Here is a 16936-nt window from a genome sequence, read left to right as displayed (position 1 = left end):
GCCTTCGGAGAAACGCCAACCCCTGAGGTGACGTTGTATGCTCGACAGGTTCCTGATGGTGGCACTCCTGGTGTCCGTTGCCGTGGGTTTTGCAATGCCCGAGATCCCACAAGCGCGAGTTCTATGCTCTGCACTTCTCGCGATCGCGGTGCTTGCAACCGCAGTTTTCACCTCATCCTCCGCAATCGTTCGCCTGGTACGGCGGTTACTGCTCTTTCCCCTCGTCATTCTCGTTGTACCGGCGATCTACATGACTATTCAACTTGTCCCAATTCCTATCCACGGCTCCGGCAATCCGATATGGGCCACCGCATCTGCCGCCTTGAACATCCCCCTTGCTGAACGGCTCACGGTGGACATCGGCGCAACCATGCGGGCATTCGTGCATTACAGTACGGCTGTTGCCCTCGCGCTCGTCGCGACCGTTGTCGCGCTGGATAGACAGCGTGCTTGGCAGCTCCTCACCATGCTAGTCTCGTTCGCAACGATCGTCAGTGCGTACTTGCTAATGCGACAGGCGATGGGAGCGGACTTTCTCTCGCCCGGCGATACTCCCTTGCCGGTCGTGGCCGGTGCAGTACCGGCAGTGCTCGGCCTGGTGCTGTCTGCGGCGATGACGGCCCGTGCGTTCGAGGAACGCCGCCGGGCCAAGAAAATCTCATTTCAGCTGGCGACGACCCTGTCGTTCGCACTCCTGGCGACGTTGCTCTGCCTGTCGGCGATCCTTGCCAGGGAGGACTCGACGAGAACTGCCATAGCTGCACTGCTCGGAGTGGGAATCGTTCTCGCCGCATTCGCGATCCAGAACTGGTTCTATGGGCCTTGGGGAATGGCTAGCGTGCTTGCGACGGCTGCAATTCTCTTTCTGGCGGCGTTCACCCTGCTGCCGGTGAGGCAGAATACCGATCTCACGATCGCCTTATCCGCGCATCCCCCGACGGCGACTGAACGAATGCTGCAAAACACCCGCCAAGCCGGGACCGGTGCAGGAACGTACGTGGCACTGCTGCCGATCCATCGCGATATCGGCGCGCCGGTGTCGCCAGAGCGCCTGACGGCTGCCGCTGCCATCGCAATCGAAATGGGCCGCCCCTTTCTGTATGGCGTGTTGACGGTTGCGGTACTTGGCGCCGCGGCTTTGCTCAGATGCTCTCTGCGGCGAAGGCGTGACTACGTCTACGCGGCCATTGGTTCCGGCGCTGCGGCTGCACTAGCCATGCTGGCCTTGGTCGAGGACGGCATTCTCGAGTTCGGCGCATCGCTGCTCGCCGTCGCCATGTTCGGACTGGCGGTCGCTCAAAGCCAACGTGATACAGGCACTGCCGCCTTGCCGTCGCAATCAACGCGACCTGTAAGTGAACCGGATAGTCGAGGTCCGACATGTGCTCCAACACGCACTTATGAGATTGGCACGGCGACGATGCGTATTGGATTGGGCTGCTTCGCAGTCGCCCTGATCGCGCAAACGGTCTGGCTGCTCGCTCAGCAACGGAATCCGGGTGGTTTGCCGATCGAAGCGGCCGCCAGCCAAGCGGCACGCCAAGTCATTCTAAGGGCGCTCCTTCCGAGCTCACTTCGCGCTGACGGCGACTTGCGTCCCGGGGGGCTCGCACCTGCGCCGCAGCTCAACGCCAATGAAGCGGCAGCGTCGAGGCCGGAGATCAAAGTCGCCCCGGCCACGCCGACCGCATTGGCGCAGGCACTGCAGTACTCGCCGCTACGAGGTGATCTTTGGCTTATGCTTGCGGCTCTCTCGAGAGAGCAGAGATCAGCCGAATATGATGTCGCGGCCTTGCTGAAACTTTCGTACTACACAGCACCAAACGAGTTGGCCTTGTTTCCGCTGAGACTCACTGTCGCTCTCGGCGAGGTCTCGGCCGCAAGCGAGGTTGAGCTGCGTGAACTGGTGCAGCGTGACGTCAGGATTGTCCTTGCCAAACAGCCCAGTCTCCGCCCCGCTCTTAACGCCGCCTATCAATCGGCGTCGGCGGACGGGAAGGGCTTGGTGGACAAACTGACCACCGAGCGGGATTCAGCTGCCCTTCAGAGCATGAGCAAGGAAGTTCGGGTTCCATCCACCGGAACGGACCTCCCTCCGCCGAACCGAGTATCGGGCCGCGGGACAGCGCGATAACACCAAAGGGTTTCCGCTCGACATGCGGACGACGGAGCACATGCGCTAGATTCGAACCCAAGCGATGCGGCGCGCGATATAAATGATCGTTATTTTAACTTGATATATTCAATCAGTTAATAATATATTAAATACCTGTTTCGAGTACCTCGCCATGAACTTCGTGAACCGACACTTCCCCGATCAAAACGATACGGCTCGTGTCAGCCTTGAGCCGTTGGTATCCCGGCACAAATGGCCCCTGCGTTATGACCGGATCGAACACGTTGCGCTCTGTGCCGATATCGTGACGATTTTGCTTGCGAGCGTCGTCGTTACGTTTATGGACCGGTTCCAGAACGGGCCGACCGGGGGGGAACAGGGCAACGCATTTGGCTTGGCACTGGTCAGCGCAGCCTGTGTGGCGTCAGCGCTGAAGGCTCAGGGCCTCTATCGCCCAATTGAGCTCTTCATGCTCAAGAACCAGGTTCGGGCCGTCTGCGCGACCTGGGCGTCATTGTCGCTCTTGATTTGGGCCGCGTACGGCTTTGCAATCCGCCCCGGCGCATCTCAGGAGACAGCCCCAGTCTTCGCCATCCTCGGCCTGGCGTTACTTGTGGCCGAGCGATGGGGGGTCAGGACGCTGCTGGTAAGAGGTCTGAGCGAACGAAAATTCGCTAGCACCAATATCGTTCTAATCAGCGACCAACCGCTTTCGAAAAACGCCGGCCTGCCAGAGGCCTTGGCTATGCACGGTTATTGCATCAAGGGACGCTTCAGCCTGCCGCCGATTGGCTTCGGGCCTGCCGGTCGAAAGCGGCTCGCCTCTCGCCTAATCGACTATATTCGCAACGCCCCGCTCGACCAAGTGGTCGTCGAGGCCAGTCCGGAGCGATGGCCCGAGCTTCGAGCACTTGTCGCCGATCTGCGGGTGTTGCCGTTCCCGATCATGTTCGTGCCCGTCGGCACGACATCCGAATTGCTTCGACATCCTACGCGAAGTCTGGGAAGTGCTGTTTGCGTTGAATTGCAGCGCGGTCCCCTTACCTACCTTGAGTGCGCGACCAAGCGAACCATTGATGTTGTCGGGGCGGGGCTGGCGCTGGCGCTATCTGCACCACTGCTTGCGCTGGCTGCAGTCGCAATCAAGCTGGATTCTCCTGGCCCCGTATTCTTCCGACAACAACGCTGTGGCTTCAATGGTCGGACATTCTTGATCCGCAAATTTCGGACCATGCATGTGCTCGAGGACGGTAGCGTAATCGCTCAGGCCACCCCACTCGACCAACGTGTCACCCGCGTAGGCAAATGGCTGCGTCGGACGAGCTTTGACGAACTGCCGCAACTGCTAAATGTTCTTGAGGGCAGCATGTCGCTGGTGGGCCCGCGTCCGCATGCCTTGGCGCACGACGGACAGTTTGACAAGCTCGTGCGAAACTACGCCTTTCGCCGGAGGGTCAGGCCGGGGTTGACCGGATGGGCCCAGGTCCACGGCTGCCGCGGCGCAACACCCACGGCGCCGATGATCGAAGCTCGAGTACAGTACGATCTCTGGTACATCGACAATTGGAGTCTTGGGCTGGATCTCGCAATCCTGTTGCGAACTCCTATGGAAGTATTGCGCGGGCGCAACGCTTACTAGACCAGATCGCCACACACCAAGTTGCCCAGCCGCTGGCGCAACTTGTCCTCATGCCCGCTGCCGAAGCTTCGGAGCCGCTTCCCCGATACGGAAATCCTCGATCCGGCGACCGGACTTCATGGCAGCGACCAGCCAACGCGGTCGCTTGCCACGGCCTGACCAGGTTTCGGAAGTCTGCGGGTTACGATATTTCGGCAATACGCGCGGATATTTGCGCCTCTGCTTGCCGGTCGGAGAGACGCCCGCCCCGCCTGCTTCGGCTAACATAGCCGCCCCGCCGCCGAGAACCGCCAGGCGCTTCTCCAGCTCCTGCTTTTCCGCCCTGATCCGATCCGACAAAATGCCGCTAATTTCCTCATGAAGCGACCATAGGTCATCAATGGACAGCGCTTCTAGTTCGAGCTTCTTGGTCGACATGCTAGCATCCTGTAGTTGCGCCCATTTAATATCGTCCCCGTCCCGATAATCAAGAGCACAGTGTCGGGTTGTACCCAAAAAATATGTGGAACCGAACGGCAAGTGCGGCCTCCACATAGCTGCGTCGCCGGTTCCAATCAAGACTGAAAAATGAATTATCAGCTGAATTTAATAGCAGCCGAACTGGGAACACGCGCCTTACGTGCACCGCCCTCCCACCTCAAGCGAAAATGGCTGATTAAACGGGGCGCCTGATCAATCTGCCACGCCGCATTCCTGGCGAATATGACCGGTGCGCCAGGCCGCGCTTCGCTGGCAATCCTCCTGAAGTTCGACCATCGGCCCGCTGCAAACGCGAGCTTATGACTGCGATGTCTCTCAAAGCGAGCTTTCGCAGGTGGATTTGTAGCTTCAAAGCCTGGATGTCGGTCCCTGCACCCGAAGGAGCTATAAACTCACTCACTGCCGCTTGAAGACGTACCAGCGGGCAGCCGACAACATCGAATGCTTCTTTTCGAGCTTGCAGCAAGGTTTTTCGTCCATCAATAGAGCGGTGAAAATAATCCTCGCAATATATATTAAATAATATATTATTTATTTATTCTCGCGTCAATTTGAATGACCAGCCTTGCCCTGCCATGTTGTTCACTCGAAAATCGGTATTCACGTGAGATGAAGGTAGGGAGGCGGCGGTCGAACGGTGACGAGAATGCTATGCGCAGGCAGGATCTCGAGGCCATGGATTTTGAAGAGCTTTGGCTCCTCCACGAGGAGCTAACAAAGATTCTTGCTGAAAAGATCACGGCCGAAAAGCGTGAGTTGGAGAAGCGCCTGGCGCAACTCAATCAACCGGATCAATTCGGAGGGGCGGAAGGCGGGGCAACCGACACGGGCCCAAGCCAACCGCCTCGCCGCAAATACCCAAAGGTCGTACCGAAGTACTTCAACCCCCTCAAGCCGACAGAGACCTGGTCTGGGCGTGGCAAACAGCCGCGCTGGCTGGTCGCCGCGCTACAATCGGGGCACACGCTGGACGAGTTCAGAATTCACGACAACGGGGAAGCCTCCAACCGGAATGCTGGTGGTCACGAGCATTCATAACCCTGCCACTACAAATGCCGGCATGCGCGATGTCGTTAGCCCACGGATGGAAGGCACCAGCTCACTCCGAACGCGGCCATTGAAGCGTCGGCCCAGCGAATCTGCCGCACTGGCGAAGCCGCTTGTCGTTCAGGTCTTCCCTGCGCGCACCGCGACGGCCGCCTTTAACAGAAACTGCAGGGTTCCCATCCTCGGCAAGGACCACAACCCACGCCGGTGCGTGGCGGGTTGAATGGTGTCATTTGCCACCTTCCGGTAATTTCCGAGATCCAGCACCATCATTGCGAGGAAGGGCACACGTGTGACCGGAAAGCGCGCTTGCATCAACTGTCGCACGAACTGCAGACGGGGAATCAGCCGAGAGCGAAACTCTTCCGGAATCTCGACGCCAAGCAACTCAGCAAGAGCGAGCAGCTGGGTTTCAACCGCGTTCTTCATCAATTCGCCCGAGACAAGAGAGGTAAGTTCCCTCCAATCGAGGCCCTCGGCAGAATTGTTTAGATCGCGCAGTTCAACAAGGTGCCGCAGGTCGAGATCGCCGAGCCAATAACCATAGTCTTGAAACTGATCATGGATGATCAACATGAGCGCGCGATAGATAGGCGTGGGAATATATACGCGTCCCCGCCCCAACGTCGCAGGGACGCAATGGCTCAGCGCATGCCCGAAGCTCTGATAGAGGTACGCGGGACCTGGAGCTGCCCGCTGTAGGTCGATGGCCCCGACATCCTGTGAGCGATTCAGCTCGACATGCCATCTCTGGCTTTCGGGAGGGGCCTGGTCATGAATATCGTAACCAATTGCACATAGAGCGGCGACCGCCGTTCTAGCCTCATCTGGCATGATCATGATATCGAGGTCGGACATTAACCTAACGCCTTTTCGCGCCTCGGGCGCGGTCGCCAGCGTCGATGCCCCCTTGAGCAGGATCGGCGTAATGCCGTGGCCGTTCATGGCAACGACGGCTTCTTCGAGTTGAACGAAGAGCCGATTGTTGCGCAGTACGTTTCGGCGGTGGATCTGTCGAATATATTCACCGACGTCCTCCGGCAGGATCGATGCAAATTTATCGACAAAATCGATGAGCGCCGGCGTCGTCAGAGTCTGATTTGCAAGCCCGATCACCGACGTCCACTCGACATCGGCAGGTGGCAGGCCTTGCAAGCAATTGCAGAGGCTCGTCAGCGCCGTGCTATGCCTTGCCATTGCATAGATCCACAAGCATGCGCCGAGCCTCCACGGCTTCGGAGAAGGTCAATTGAAGGGATCGCGCGCCGGTGACTATCCGCTTCAAAGCGAAGAAGCCGGCCCGCGACAGTGTTCCGTCAGCAGCAAATGCGTTATCGATGAGCCGCCTCATCGAATCCAACTGGTCTATCGCGGTCAATTCGGCCGGACCGCTCTCGACGCGGTTCAAGAAGATAAGCCACCTTGCGGAAAGGCTTTGGTTGTGCGCATCCGGAATGGGCACGTAGCGCACGGAAATGCCGTCGGAGCGGCGATGCGTCGTGTCGTACCGGTCACCATGCAATCGCGCGAGCAAGTCCCACGATCCCTCCTTCAAGGTGAGAGCAAACGGGATGCCGCAGATCGCTCCGTCAGCACCAACCAGCGCAACGTCATCTCCGGCATACCGGAGTCCGGCGTCCACCAGCTGCAGTGTGAGGGTAGACTTTCCAGCTCCCGGTTGGCCGCACAACAACAGGCCCATACCGTCTTTCACGAGGGAAGCGGCATGAAGGGAGAAGACCCAACGATTGCTGCGAATGAGCCGCTCGGTGATGTGCGCTTTGATCGTAGGAGCCAGCGCTTCGACTTCACATCTGAAGATGCTGCAATCCTCCCCGCGCAAGAACACTTGCTCGTCCAGCATCATTGCCTCGATCGCAATGTCCCCGTCGCTCCCGCCGCCCTGGTCCGAAATACAAAATGGCGACAGCAGCCGTCTCAGGAGGTCCCGATTTGCGGCCCGGACGCTTATTCTGTGCCGACCTAAAATCGCCGAGAAGGCGCAATCGATCGACATTCGCCAATCGACTTGGAGCAGCGCTCGATCGATCCAGACATCTATGAGCTGTCGCGTGAATTGGCGTGCCGTGTCCTCGTCAATGTCTAGCGCCCCAAGCTCTTGATAAATCTCTTCCAGAGAGGCGCCTTGCATCAACTTACACCAAATGAATGCTCCTACTCGGTCGAGTTCAAAGATCTTCTGCCCTGCTTCACTGAACAGCATTGATCGGCCGTCCAGCAGCGCAAACGCCACGTCCGGAGCCGGTCTCAACACCATCTGTGCCGACGATCTTTCCAGCACGGCTTCAACCATTGTGAACAAATCTGCCTCGCCCTTTACAGACGAGGTGGCGACAGCGTCCGGGAAGCGCCATTGCCGCGCTTCACAACGGACTGCCGTCGCCTGCGAGATTCTCTAGCGCGGACTGCGGCGCTGTATTTCCCCTTCAGCCGAACACGCCACCCGACCGGGCGCGGTTTGAAAAGGAAAGCCGGCCGGTCATGCCGCGAGCTGACCGTTCTTGTCTCCTCCCGGCGGAGAAATGTTCAACACCTGCTCTGGAAGATGGCTCGCCCTCGCGATCAAGCGATGAGCATCCAATAGGTACCGATATGCTTCGCGATCGGCACTGCGCTCTCTTAGAATGCGCTCCTTCTCGCCAATGCTCACCAATTCCGCGCGCATCTGAGCCAAGTGTGGCTCATTCAAGGTGTGGTTGCATTCGTTAAGACTTAATTCCCACATCGTCTCCTCCAGCCGAAACGAGACCTGGACGGGTCAGTTTACGTGATCGGCAGCAATTAACAACGAGATTTACAGGTCGACCGTAAAATCAAAAATTATTTCATATTTAACGCCCAACCCTCCGCTACCAAGCCAAATCACGGCTGAAGTGCTGCGAGGGCCGGATATTCTTGGTGAGAGTATCTCGTGCCCTCAAGAACCGCAAAACAATCAGCGGAGAGTCACAAATCGGACCGAGGATCCAAATTTTAGTTTGTACATTAAATCAAAAAGTAGGATATAATGAAGTTAATGAGGGAGTGAAGCCAGTGATCCGGTCCGCTGATTTGAACGTTGACAGGAAGATAAAGGGTTTCGTTGCGAGCGGAACATTCGGCACGAAGCCACAGGGATTTGTACATATTAATTGTGAGGGACCTCCCAGAAGCTCTTGGTTGAGGTCGAAGCAGCCAAAGTAGGCAGTATCCCGAGAATTCGCCAAGCAGGAGATCCGGTCGGTTGGAGAAGCGTCCTCATGAGCAATCTGCCCGTTGCTCAAACAACGACCCCAGGTGCGATGCCCCCCAAGTAACCCGCACCGACGAGAGCGCACTCCGGCCGACCGGCCCTTTTTATCAACCGATACCTTTAAGGGAGGCGCGCATGGGTATGATCATGATCAAGTGTCCGCAAACGGGTCGCGGGATCCCAACTGGCATCAAGTCCGATCGCGAGACTTTCCAGCGGAGTGTCGTCTTTTTCGGCAATACTCGTTGCCCAATCTGTGAGGCCAATCACAACTGGTTCGCCCGCGAAGCCTGGGTCGACGAGCCAACCGTTCGGACGACGGATTTCCTTCGTGCTGCTGCAAATGCCGAGGCCGTTTCTGAAGGTCGTTTCTGAGAGTGCGTTCAAATTCCCATCCTCCAGATTCAGGTATTTGTGTTGCAACGCATTAGAACACCCAAACTATTTTCCGGGTATCGTCGTAAAGCGAACGGACGGCTCTAGAATCCATTGCTTAGACCTTATCAGGATATCATCAGCTTTCCGTCACGGATTCGCCGAGGGCCTGTTGAGGGTGTTGTAGTGAGTAGTGGGTTTTGCAGCCTGGCTGTTCTGCGTGACACGAGGATCGAACTCGTTAGCCTGCTGGCTCAATTGAGGCGGCTCCGGGAGAGAGTACGAAGGGCGGAAGCACGGCGCTCCGGCGAAAGACGGCGGTCAGTGTCCTCGTCGGGCGCGCGAAGGCGCTGAGAAGCAAGGGTATGGTACGCGCGGGATTTCCCCAGTCGGTGCGTTTCTGATTACTATGCTGGCCGGATTGATAACCGGCGTGGATGCGCAAACCTATTTTCTGTTCTCCGCCAGCCTTCTGGCGCGCCCTGCCCCTCCTTGCGACGCCAAGTTTTGATAATTCCGCCATTCTCTATTCCGCCAGTTCGATCGCAGCGGGTTGGTGATCCGAAACATCGGTCGCTTCGTTGACGTCGATGCTGCGAAGGCGGCTGATCAAATCTTCCCGTCACGAAAATGAAGTCGCCCCGACGACGGCCTTCATGGCGTGATGCGGGGGTCCCCCGGCTGCCCTCTGCCGAGGAAGGGGGGCGTGAAGCCATTTCGTCCCTCCACGAAATGACCCTGAAACAAAGCGGGACGACGCTGGTACCCTCAAAACGCGGGATGCCACTATGCTAGTTCTCGTAAACATGATTTGGCGCAGGCTTGCCTATACGCTGCTGATTGGGATGCGCTCCAAGCTCGCCCGGCCCTGAAGAGTGAGAGCGCGCCGGCGTGACGGCGGCCGCGCCAAAAGCCCCATGACGAAGATATTGCACAACTAGAATGAACTGGGATTTCAGTGCTGAGTTGAGAATGGATCGCTGCCGGGACGTATATTTTGAGCCCGGCAGCACTCTAGAGCCGTTTAGCTTGCCAGAGAGCGTGGCGTTGAGACACGTGGTTTGCAAGTGGCTGAAAGACAATCCTGCGCAAAGACATGGGCGCACCGTTGGCCAGACCTCGATCTTCTGAAGCTTTCCCCTGCAGAAGGTAATTATGTGGACCGCCTGCTCGTTGAAGGCGCTTCAACGTCTCCCGTTCACTCTAATTGACTGAACCCTCTCTATGACCGACCAGCTGAATTACTGGAAGGCGCACCGTTTGGCCGACCACATGCTCGATCAGATCGACGCGCGTAGTGGTGAGCGCAAGCGCGCCGGTGGCCCCGAAGCTACGCATGCAACGTCGAGGATGAGCACGATGTGGCCGAAAATTGGATTGCGACGTTTCGGCGGACATTGGGCGTCCGGGGGACGCCCAAGTCACGAAACTAGCGCTTCAACGGCTGATTACCACTTAGGAACGATCCCCCCGAACTCCCGGTTGCTCGAATGCTGGTCCACGTTGGATCCGCGGGGCGGCCCCGGGCAATGTCTCTCCCTCCAGTGTGCCGTGCCGGGGCCGCACTCCCGCCATCGGCATCGCACTTGATCATCTTCTGAGTAGAAGCCCCAAGCTGCGCGCGGTGCAATCGCCCCCACTTGTCTTCCAAGCTTCTTGGCTATTTTTCGGTCGATCTAGCGCGGTCTTGACCATAGGCAGCGGATCGCAAGGGATCGGAAGATGGCATGCAAAAGAGCGGCCTCAGCTTGGGCGGCTGAGGCCGTGGTGTGCTCCGGCTTCAGGGGCGGTGGACGCCAGAGCACGGAAGCAATCGTCAAATATGCCATTTGTTCCCGGCTCGCGACGGGGCCGAGGTGTTATCCTTGCCAATGCGGTCTGCCATTCGAGCTCTGCGTGGCTATCCAGCCAAATAAATCCCCTCGCCGCCCGATTAAATCAGCGAGAAGACCGCCGAAAGCGCGCCCGTTCGAGGGTTTTGACAAGACAGGTAATGAGCGCTGACTTCCGGATTAATCGCAATCAGCACCATTTTATGAGGACACGCGCGAACTCAAATTTTTTGCTAGCTTTTCCCGCATATTGGCTTCAGACTTGCGTTTATTGATTTTATTCAGGGAAGTTCCGATGGGAAAACCTTTTGTTTCCCGTGATGCCTTCCGTGGACTGCTCGCTTTCTATGCAGCAAAGGCTCATCACGACCATAAGCCTCGGAGTGAACATTGCCTCTTAAGGCTGTTCGGATCTGAAGAAGACGTACCCGATCCTCTACTGCTGCAGTGGCCGCGCAGAACTGAGCTACTCGGCTCCGAGACTATCGGTCGGTTAATGGATCCGTTCCTTGGTCAACACACGCACGGGAACGCTCAATACGACCATGCCAGCGACTTTCTCCACACGCTGCTAAGAGACCTCGGGCAAAAAGTGCAGTGATCTAAATTCACTGCGTTATAGTCGCTGTAGTCGACCAAGCGCGCGAATTCTGATCGCTGTTCTTCGCGTCCCGTTGAATCATCGGATATTCGAACTAAGGGCAATTCAATTGCTTGCAGCGAAAATGTTCAGAACGATTTCTACTGGCTTTAGATGCTTTAGCCGCGGGATCACTTCAAGGGCAATTTCGGATCACGGCTTGAGCGGATCACTGAGCCTGAGCTGGAGCTTGCCCTGGATTTGAACATGCCCGTGACTGCTAACGAGCTGAGTGTCTCCGTTTACGACCCACTGCGGAAGGAGTTGCAGCGTCGCATGGGTGCGCAGACGATCCGGCTAACCTTCTCAGAGATCGAAGAAATTCTCCGTAGACCATTACCACCATCAGCCTACAAGTTCAGTGCCTGGTGGGGAAACGAGAGTTCGCGCAAAGGTCACACGCAGTCTATGGCGTGGCTGCACGCAGGCTTTGCAACTAGGGTTTCGCTGAAACAACGAGCGGTCGAGTTTTATCGACTTTGAAGGCTCCCGCGTGCCTTCGTATCCGGTAATCGTGGCTGCAGCGGTTCTATGCCTGTCAGAGCTTAGTAGGGATGCGCGCTGCATTCCCGCGCAGACGACGATCGAGTGAGCTCGCACGCGGCTTCGGCCCACTGAAGTGCGCTTGATCGGACAGCCCGAATTCGAATTGCTCGAGGTGAGTTCTCGGCGGTTAAGCCCTAACGATGCCTGCGTCAGGAGCAAACCGGGCGACGGCTCGCCTCAGAGCGAACGATGCTCTTGACCCGCAGTAGACTGGATCAATGGAAAGATTCAACGCGCACTCCCTCAGCGGGTTAATCGATTGAGTCGCAACGTCTGGCCGTGAGGATCGACAAGAGTGTAGCGGAATTGCCGTCCTTTTAGCCTCTTTTCAGCCCAAAAATTGTTCGTTGCTTGGGACGGGGCAGGATCTCACCTCGGAGTCCTGCAATGTTTAAGCAAGTATTTTCTGCGTGTTTCTTCGTTGTCATCAGTACAATCTGTTCAGAAGCAAGACCTTACCGCATCAGCCAAGTGCCCGAATGCAATGTCATCATGCCATGTGACTTCTCGTTTACGCAGGCGCGCCGCGAACGAATTTTACGCTACTCACTGCAGGAGCATCGCCCACAACAACTCACATTAGCCACGTCCAACAGCGTAGCGGCCGGGAGTGCCCGTGCGGACAGCCGGATTGTCGGCGGCCGGCCGGCCGGCTGCCCGTCTTCATTCTGTGGTTGTGGCGCAGCCCTGCGCGTGTTTGGTCGTGTCGTGCCTGAATTAAATCTTGCGGCCAATTGGCTACGTTTCCCTCGCACGCCGCCCGCGCCCGGAATGGTCGCGGCGCGGCGCGGGCACGTCTTCGTTCTAGAACAGCATCTCGGAGGCGATATTTGGATGGCGTATGACGCCAACTCAGGCGGACACGCGACGAGGATGCACCCGCGATCATTGCGCGGCTACACGGTTGTCAATCCTCGCGCCGCGGGTTGAAGGCAGTCCGCACAACCGTTGGCCTAACGGTGCGTCGCCAATCCAAAGCAGCCGGCGGCCCTGAACGTGGGCAAGGCGTTTCAATGCCGGTACCCCCGAGCCCAGTTGGTGAACGATTGGGGTCCTGGGCCGCTGCCGCTGCGTAGGCCGGTAGAGCTCTGACAAGCTGCTTGCGAGCGCGCCGTTCCGGCAGATGGCGACTTCGCATTTAAACGATGCTTGCGCCGTGGTGTCACGGGCGCGTCTCGAATTTGCGGCCTTGCAGGGAAGCACGAGGCTCAGGTTTGAATATCGTGTCGGGCTTGGTCGACGCCAAGGACAAAAGGTTCAATTGCGAGGAAACGTCGCCTCGCGGAACCCAATGCTTTCGTTATTGTCTCAATTGGCCAATGTGATAGCTTTCACAGACGGCTGCATTTTGCAGTCGTAAGCTGAGCTCGCGTTGAAAGCTTGTGGATCCCCGCTATGGGCGAAATTCGCAACTTCAAATCCGGAACTCAGGATGAGTCGCCGCCACTGGGCGTCGGGCCACGTCGCCTTGCAGCTATCATCGTCGGCGATATCGCATCCTACAGTCGCATGATGCAGGCCGATGAGGAAGGAACGCATGTCCGCGTGAAACGGATAGAGCGGGACCTCATCCAGCCCAGTATCGCGGAGCATCACGGAAGTCTCGTAAAAACAACGGGCGATGGCTTCATCGCCATTTTCGATAGCCCGGTTGAAGCTGTTCGTTGCAGCATCGTCATCCAGCAAAATCTCATCGGTCGCAACGCTTCGCTCCCGAAGCACTCCCGCATCGAGTACAGAATTGGCGTTAATCTCGGGGACGTCATTGTAGAACCAGACGACGTTTACGGAGACGGTGTTAACATCGCCACACGCATCGAGGGTCTAGCCGATCCCGGTCACGTCTACATCTCAGGTGCGATCTACGAGCAGATCAAGCACAAGGTCGTGTGCAGCTACGAGTCACTTGGAGATCGCAAAGTCAAGAACATCACGGATCCCGTGCGCGTTTATCGCGTGCTACCGGATGCCGAAGCGGTCGGCAGGACGCGCGGCCGCCGAGAGAACGCTCTGATTTTTCTCCTGAGTATCACGCTGCTGGTCATTGCCGGCGGCGTGCTGTGGTATCTGCTGGTCTTACCGCATGATAAAATGACCGAGCAGGTCGCCATGCCAACCATTCCTCCGGTTATTCCGCCGCAGCCTCCCTTGCGCGAACCGACGAAGATTGCGCAACCATCCCCCTCATCGTCTTCGTCACCTTCGCCATCTCCAGCGCCGAGTCAATCCGCGACGCCTGTTCGCGAACCCGAGATGGTCGCCGTTCGCGGCGGCAGTTTCGTAATGGGAAGCAATGATGATCCGACCGAAAGGCCTATTCACCAGGTCACGCTAAGGCCGTTCTCAATAGGCAAGTACCCAGTGACGGTTCAGGAGTGGAACACTTGCGCAGCCGCCCAGGCATGCGCCTTCTCCGGCAGCGGCCTTGACGATGCGCCGATGAGCAATGTGAGCTGGACCGACGCGCAGCAATATGTCGCCTGGCTCGCGCGGGTGACGAAGAAGCCTTATCGCCTCCCGAGCGAAGCTGAATGGGAATATGCCGCGCGCGGTGGAACGCAAACTAAATATTGGTGGGGCGACAAGCTCCAGCCGCGAATGGCTGGATGCAAGGATTGCGGTGATATGGCGGCTGAGCAGCCGGCGAAAGTGGGGAACTACAAACCTAATCCGTTCGGACTCTACGACATGGGTGGTGGCGTCGATCAGTGGGTTGAGGATTGCTGGCATAAGACGTATCAGGGTGCGCCCGGCGATGGATCGGCATGGAGCAGTCCTGACTGCACTTCGCACGTTCTGCGCTCGGGATCCTGGAAAAATGATTCAAGATATGTACGGCCTGCAAATCGAGATGGTTACGACACTAATGTTCGTTACCCGACTCACGGCTTCCGTATTGCGCTCGATCCTTAGTTGCTGGAGTAGGCCCAATGGGAATCGTTCGCTGCGTTGCGTTATCGGCGATACTCGCATTGCTTCCGGCTGTCGCACATTCACAGGGCAAGACGGCCCCCAAGGACGCAAAGCTCTACTTCATTACCCCGCATGATGGTCAGAAAATCCGAGCCGGGTTCTGGGTTCGGTTCGGGTTGCGCAACATGGGCGTGACGCATGCGGGCGACGATTACCAGAACGCGGGTCATCATCATTTGCTGGTTGATGTCAGCGACCCCATTGATGCAAAGGAGCCCATTCTTCAGGATAAATCGCATCTCCATTTTGGAGCAGGACAGACTGAGACCTTCCTTGAGCTTCCGCCCGGTACTCATACGCTCCAACTGGTGCTAGGGGATGCCAAGCACTATCCTTTCGATCCGCCAATCGTATCGGACAAAATCACCGTCCGCGTTAGACCCCCGGATTCAGCGCGGCGAGGCAAATAGAAGCAAGGCATTTGTAGCAGGTCCCAGGCTGCGCCTGATCCTCGCCGCCACGCCCGAGAAGCCCCAGGCCCAGGCCTGCTCCAAGGTCGCCCGTCCGATGTCGACGTTGCGCGCCTTGAAGATCCGGTTGAGCGAGAGCGAGCGGTCCAGATTGAGCGCGGATCGTCGCCTTTTGGCCCGTTCCTGTCGATTGGCCTCCTTGAGGTCAGGTCGGCTTCTTGGGTACATCGGAAGTGGCGATCCGCTAGGTTCTGCAGCGCGATTGACCCGAAGCGGTTACCGACGCATCGATGCACATGATGCGCTCGCGCGTCGATCGCACTGGCCAACTCAAAGCTACCGCCCGGCTGACTACTGTTGTCAACGACACAACAAATGCCCGCAGTGAAGCGGCCTCTGACGGACTCGAATGGACCAAGACCTTTACGGTCCCATTCTCGCCGAGGCGGGATGTCCGGGCACCTGGAAGCGCTTGCCGGTATCCGTGACATTGCTGGCATCGACCTTCAGGATAGAGAAGTCCTGCGTGAGGTAGTTGCCGACAAGAAGATACTTGCCGTCGGGCGTGAAGACTGCCGCCTCGGGCAAGCCGCCGACCTCGATGTCTCCGGTCTTGCTCACTTTCTTGCCGTCGATCTTGAGCACCGAAATGCTGCCATTCTTTTCGTAGAAATACGCGTTCTTCATATTGGAACCGCGCAGAATCACAGCAACCGCGACGTCGCCCTTGGGGCTGATTGCAAGTCCCTCTGGGCCGTCGCCCACCACAACGCGATCGATGATGCGCGGCGGATTGACCTCCAAATCGATGACGCTCGTGGTATCCACACTTCCATCGGAGGCACCTGCGTTGCCATTGTCGGACGTCAGGGCGAGTTTCCCCCCGGGTACTGCCGCGACATTGTAGGGCCACTGGCCGGCCGGCAGGTCGATCTTGTTGTACGTCACTTTGTCGCCCGCGATGTCCATCATGGAGATTTTGTGAGCAGGAAATCGGGCGACCAAGGCTCGCTTGCCATCCGGGGTGAACGTCACGTGCGACGGACTGTCCGGCATTGCAACGGTGTCCGTGATCTTGACGTCTGTGCCGTTCACGGAGAGGACGCTGATTGAATTATCGCCGCGATTGGCGACCAGTGCCATCTTGCCATCTGGACTGAAGCTGAGCCCGGAAGGCTGCTTCCCGCCAGTAAGCGTAGCTGCCAGCTTCGGCGGACTGGCCTGCAGGTCGACGACGTAGATCTTGTTGTCGGGTACCTGTTTCAGCGCTTCGCCGTCCTTGACGACATCGACGGAGTCGGCGACCAGCGCCACTGTCCCGCTGGGATCGATCGCCACATTCACGGGCGGTCCGACCACCGAGTTCTTGAGCGGCAGAGCAGCGATGATCTTGGGAGTTTCAGGAGAAGCGAGATCGACGATCAGAATCTGGTCCTTGCCAGGTGCGGACAGAATGGGCTTGCCGCTTTCGTCCCACAGCAGTTTTTCATCGAGGCCGACGATCATGAGGGGCTTCGCGTGCCCAGTGCTAAAGCTCGTACCGAGCAGCATGGCGGCTGCAAACGACAATCCTATGGCGCGCAACATACTGGCGTCCTCCCGACAATACCCCCGCCTCTGAAGGG

General features: G+C 57.7%; 12 protein-coding genes and 1 pseudogene. 8 read left to right on the top strand and 5 right to left on the bottom strand.

What is annotated here, in order from left to right:
• Positions 1 to 37: 37 nt before the first annotated feature.
• Together UNPA324_RS29080 and UNPA324_RS29075 are read left to right on the top strand one after the other, a co-directional pair.
• Positions 38 to 2134: an energy-coupling factor transporter transmembrane component T family protein gene (locus UNPA324_RS29080; protein ID WP_141937333.1), complete on the top strand. Its 2097-nt coding sequence runs from the start codon at positions 38 to 40 to the stop codon at positions 2132 to 2134.
• A 154-nt stretch (positions 2135 to 2288) separates the two neighbouring features.
• On the top strand, positions 2289 to 3755 hold the full coding sequence (locus UNPA324_RS29075; RefSeq protein ID WP_141937331.1) for an exopolysaccharide biosynthesis polyprenyl glycosylphosphotransferase: 1467 nt from the start codon (positions 2289 to 2291) through the stop codon (positions 3753 to 3755).
• Positions 3756 to 3803: 48 nt separating this feature from the next.
• Here the strand turns inward: UNPA324_RS29075 and UNPA324_RS29070 are convergent, their stop codons facing one another.
• The gene (locus UNPA324_RS29070; RefSeq protein ID WP_128918710.1) at positions 3804 to 4172 is read right to left on the bottom strand and encodes an H-NS histone family protein; all 369 of its coding nucleotides are present in this window, start codon (positions 4170 to 4172) and stop codon (positions 3804 to 3806) included.
• Between the two features lie 714 nt (positions 4173 to 4886).
• On the opposite strand from UNPA324_RS29070, the gene UNPA324_RS29065 reads away from it, so the two are divergent.
• A complete protein-coding gene (locus tag UNPA324_RS29065) occupies positions 4887 to 5273 on the top strand; it encodes an H-NS histone family protein (RefSeq protein WP_128918711.1) in 387 nt (128 codons plus the stop codon).
• 129 nt (positions 5274 to 5402) lie between these two features.
• Here UNPA324_RS29065 and UNPA324_RS29060 read toward each other — a convergent pair whose 3' ends face one another.
• Together UNPA324_RS29060 and UNPA324_RS29055 are read right to left on the bottom strand one after the other, a co-directional pair.
• The gene (locus UNPA324_RS29060) at positions 5403 to 6479 is read right to left on the bottom strand and encodes a nucleotidyltransferase family protein (protein WP_128918712.1); all 1077 of its coding nucleotides are present in this window, start codon (positions 6477 to 6479) and stop codon (positions 5403 to 5405) included.
• Positions 6466 to 7596, bottom strand: coding sequence for a PqqD family peptide modification chaperone (locus UNPA324_RS29055; RefSeq protein ID WP_141937329.1), 1131 nt, complete (start codon positions 7594 to 7596; stop codon positions 6466 to 6468). Before UNPA324_RS29055 ends, UNPA324_RS29060 begins: the two co-directional genes overlap by 14 nt.
• 1074 nt (positions 7597 to 8670) lie before the next feature.
• Here UNPA324_RS29055 and UNPA324_RS29045 point away from each other — a divergent pair.
• The 5 genes from UNPA324_RS29045 (at position 8671) to UNPA324_RS29025 (ending at position 15311) form a co-directional block, all read left to right on the top strand.
• Entirely contained in the window at positions 8671 to 8910 is a 240-nt protein-coding gene (locus tag UNPA324_RS29045; protein ID WP_128918715.1) for a hypothetical protein, read from the top strand.
• 2679 nt (positions 8911 to 11589) lie between these two features.
• On the top strand, positions 11590 to 11865 hold the full coding sequence (locus UNPA324_RS36220) for a DUF7662 domain-containing protein (RefSeq protein WP_430641883.1): 276 nt from the start codon (positions 11590 to 11592) through the stop codon (positions 11863 to 11865).
• A gap of 450 nt (positions 11866 to 12315) precedes the next feature.
• Entirely contained in the window at positions 12316 to 12858 is a 543-nt protein-coding gene (locus tag UNPA324_RS35385) for a hypothetical protein (protein ID WP_181769554.1), read from the top strand.
• 465 nt (positions 12859 to 13323) lie between these two features.
• Complete coding sequence (locus UNPA324_RS29030) at positions 13324 to 14841, top strand: SUMF1/EgtB/PvdO family nonheme iron enzyme (RefSeq protein WP_141937326.1); 1518 nt, start codon at positions 13324 to 13326, stop codon at positions 14839 to 14841.
• A 17-nt stretch (positions 14842 to 14858) separates the two neighbouring features.
• Positions 14859 to 15311, top strand: a complete 453-nt coding sequence (locus tag UNPA324_RS29025; protein ID WP_128918717.1) for a DUF4399 domain-containing protein — start codon at positions 14859 to 14861, stop codon at positions 15309 to 15311.
• 17 nt (positions 15312 to 15328) lie between these two features.
• On the opposite strand, the pseudogene UNPA324_RS35835 reads toward UNPA324_RS29025, so the two are convergent.
• Positions 15329 to 15464: pseudogene (locus tag UNPA324_RS35835) on the bottom strand (NADH-quinone oxidoreductase subunit D-related protein); the annotation flags it as partial.
• Between the two features lie 270 nt (positions 15465 to 15734).
• The gene (locus UNPA324_RS29015; RefSeq protein ID WP_246667238.1) at positions 15735 to 16898 is read right to left on the bottom strand and encodes a lactonase family protein; all 1164 of its coding nucleotides are present in this window, start codon (positions 16896 to 16898) and stop codon (positions 15735 to 15737) included.
• Positions 16899 to 16936 lie beyond the last annotated feature (38 nt).

It is taken from the genome of Bradyrhizobium sp. UNPA324 (assembly GCF_006658635.1).
In the GTDB taxonomy this organism is placed as follows: domain Bacteria; phylum Pseudomonadota; class Alphaproteobacteria; order Rhizobiales; family Xanthobacteraceae; genus Bradyrhizobium; species Bradyrhizobium nanningense.
This window is presented reverse-complemented; position numbering and strand designations above follow the sequence as displayed.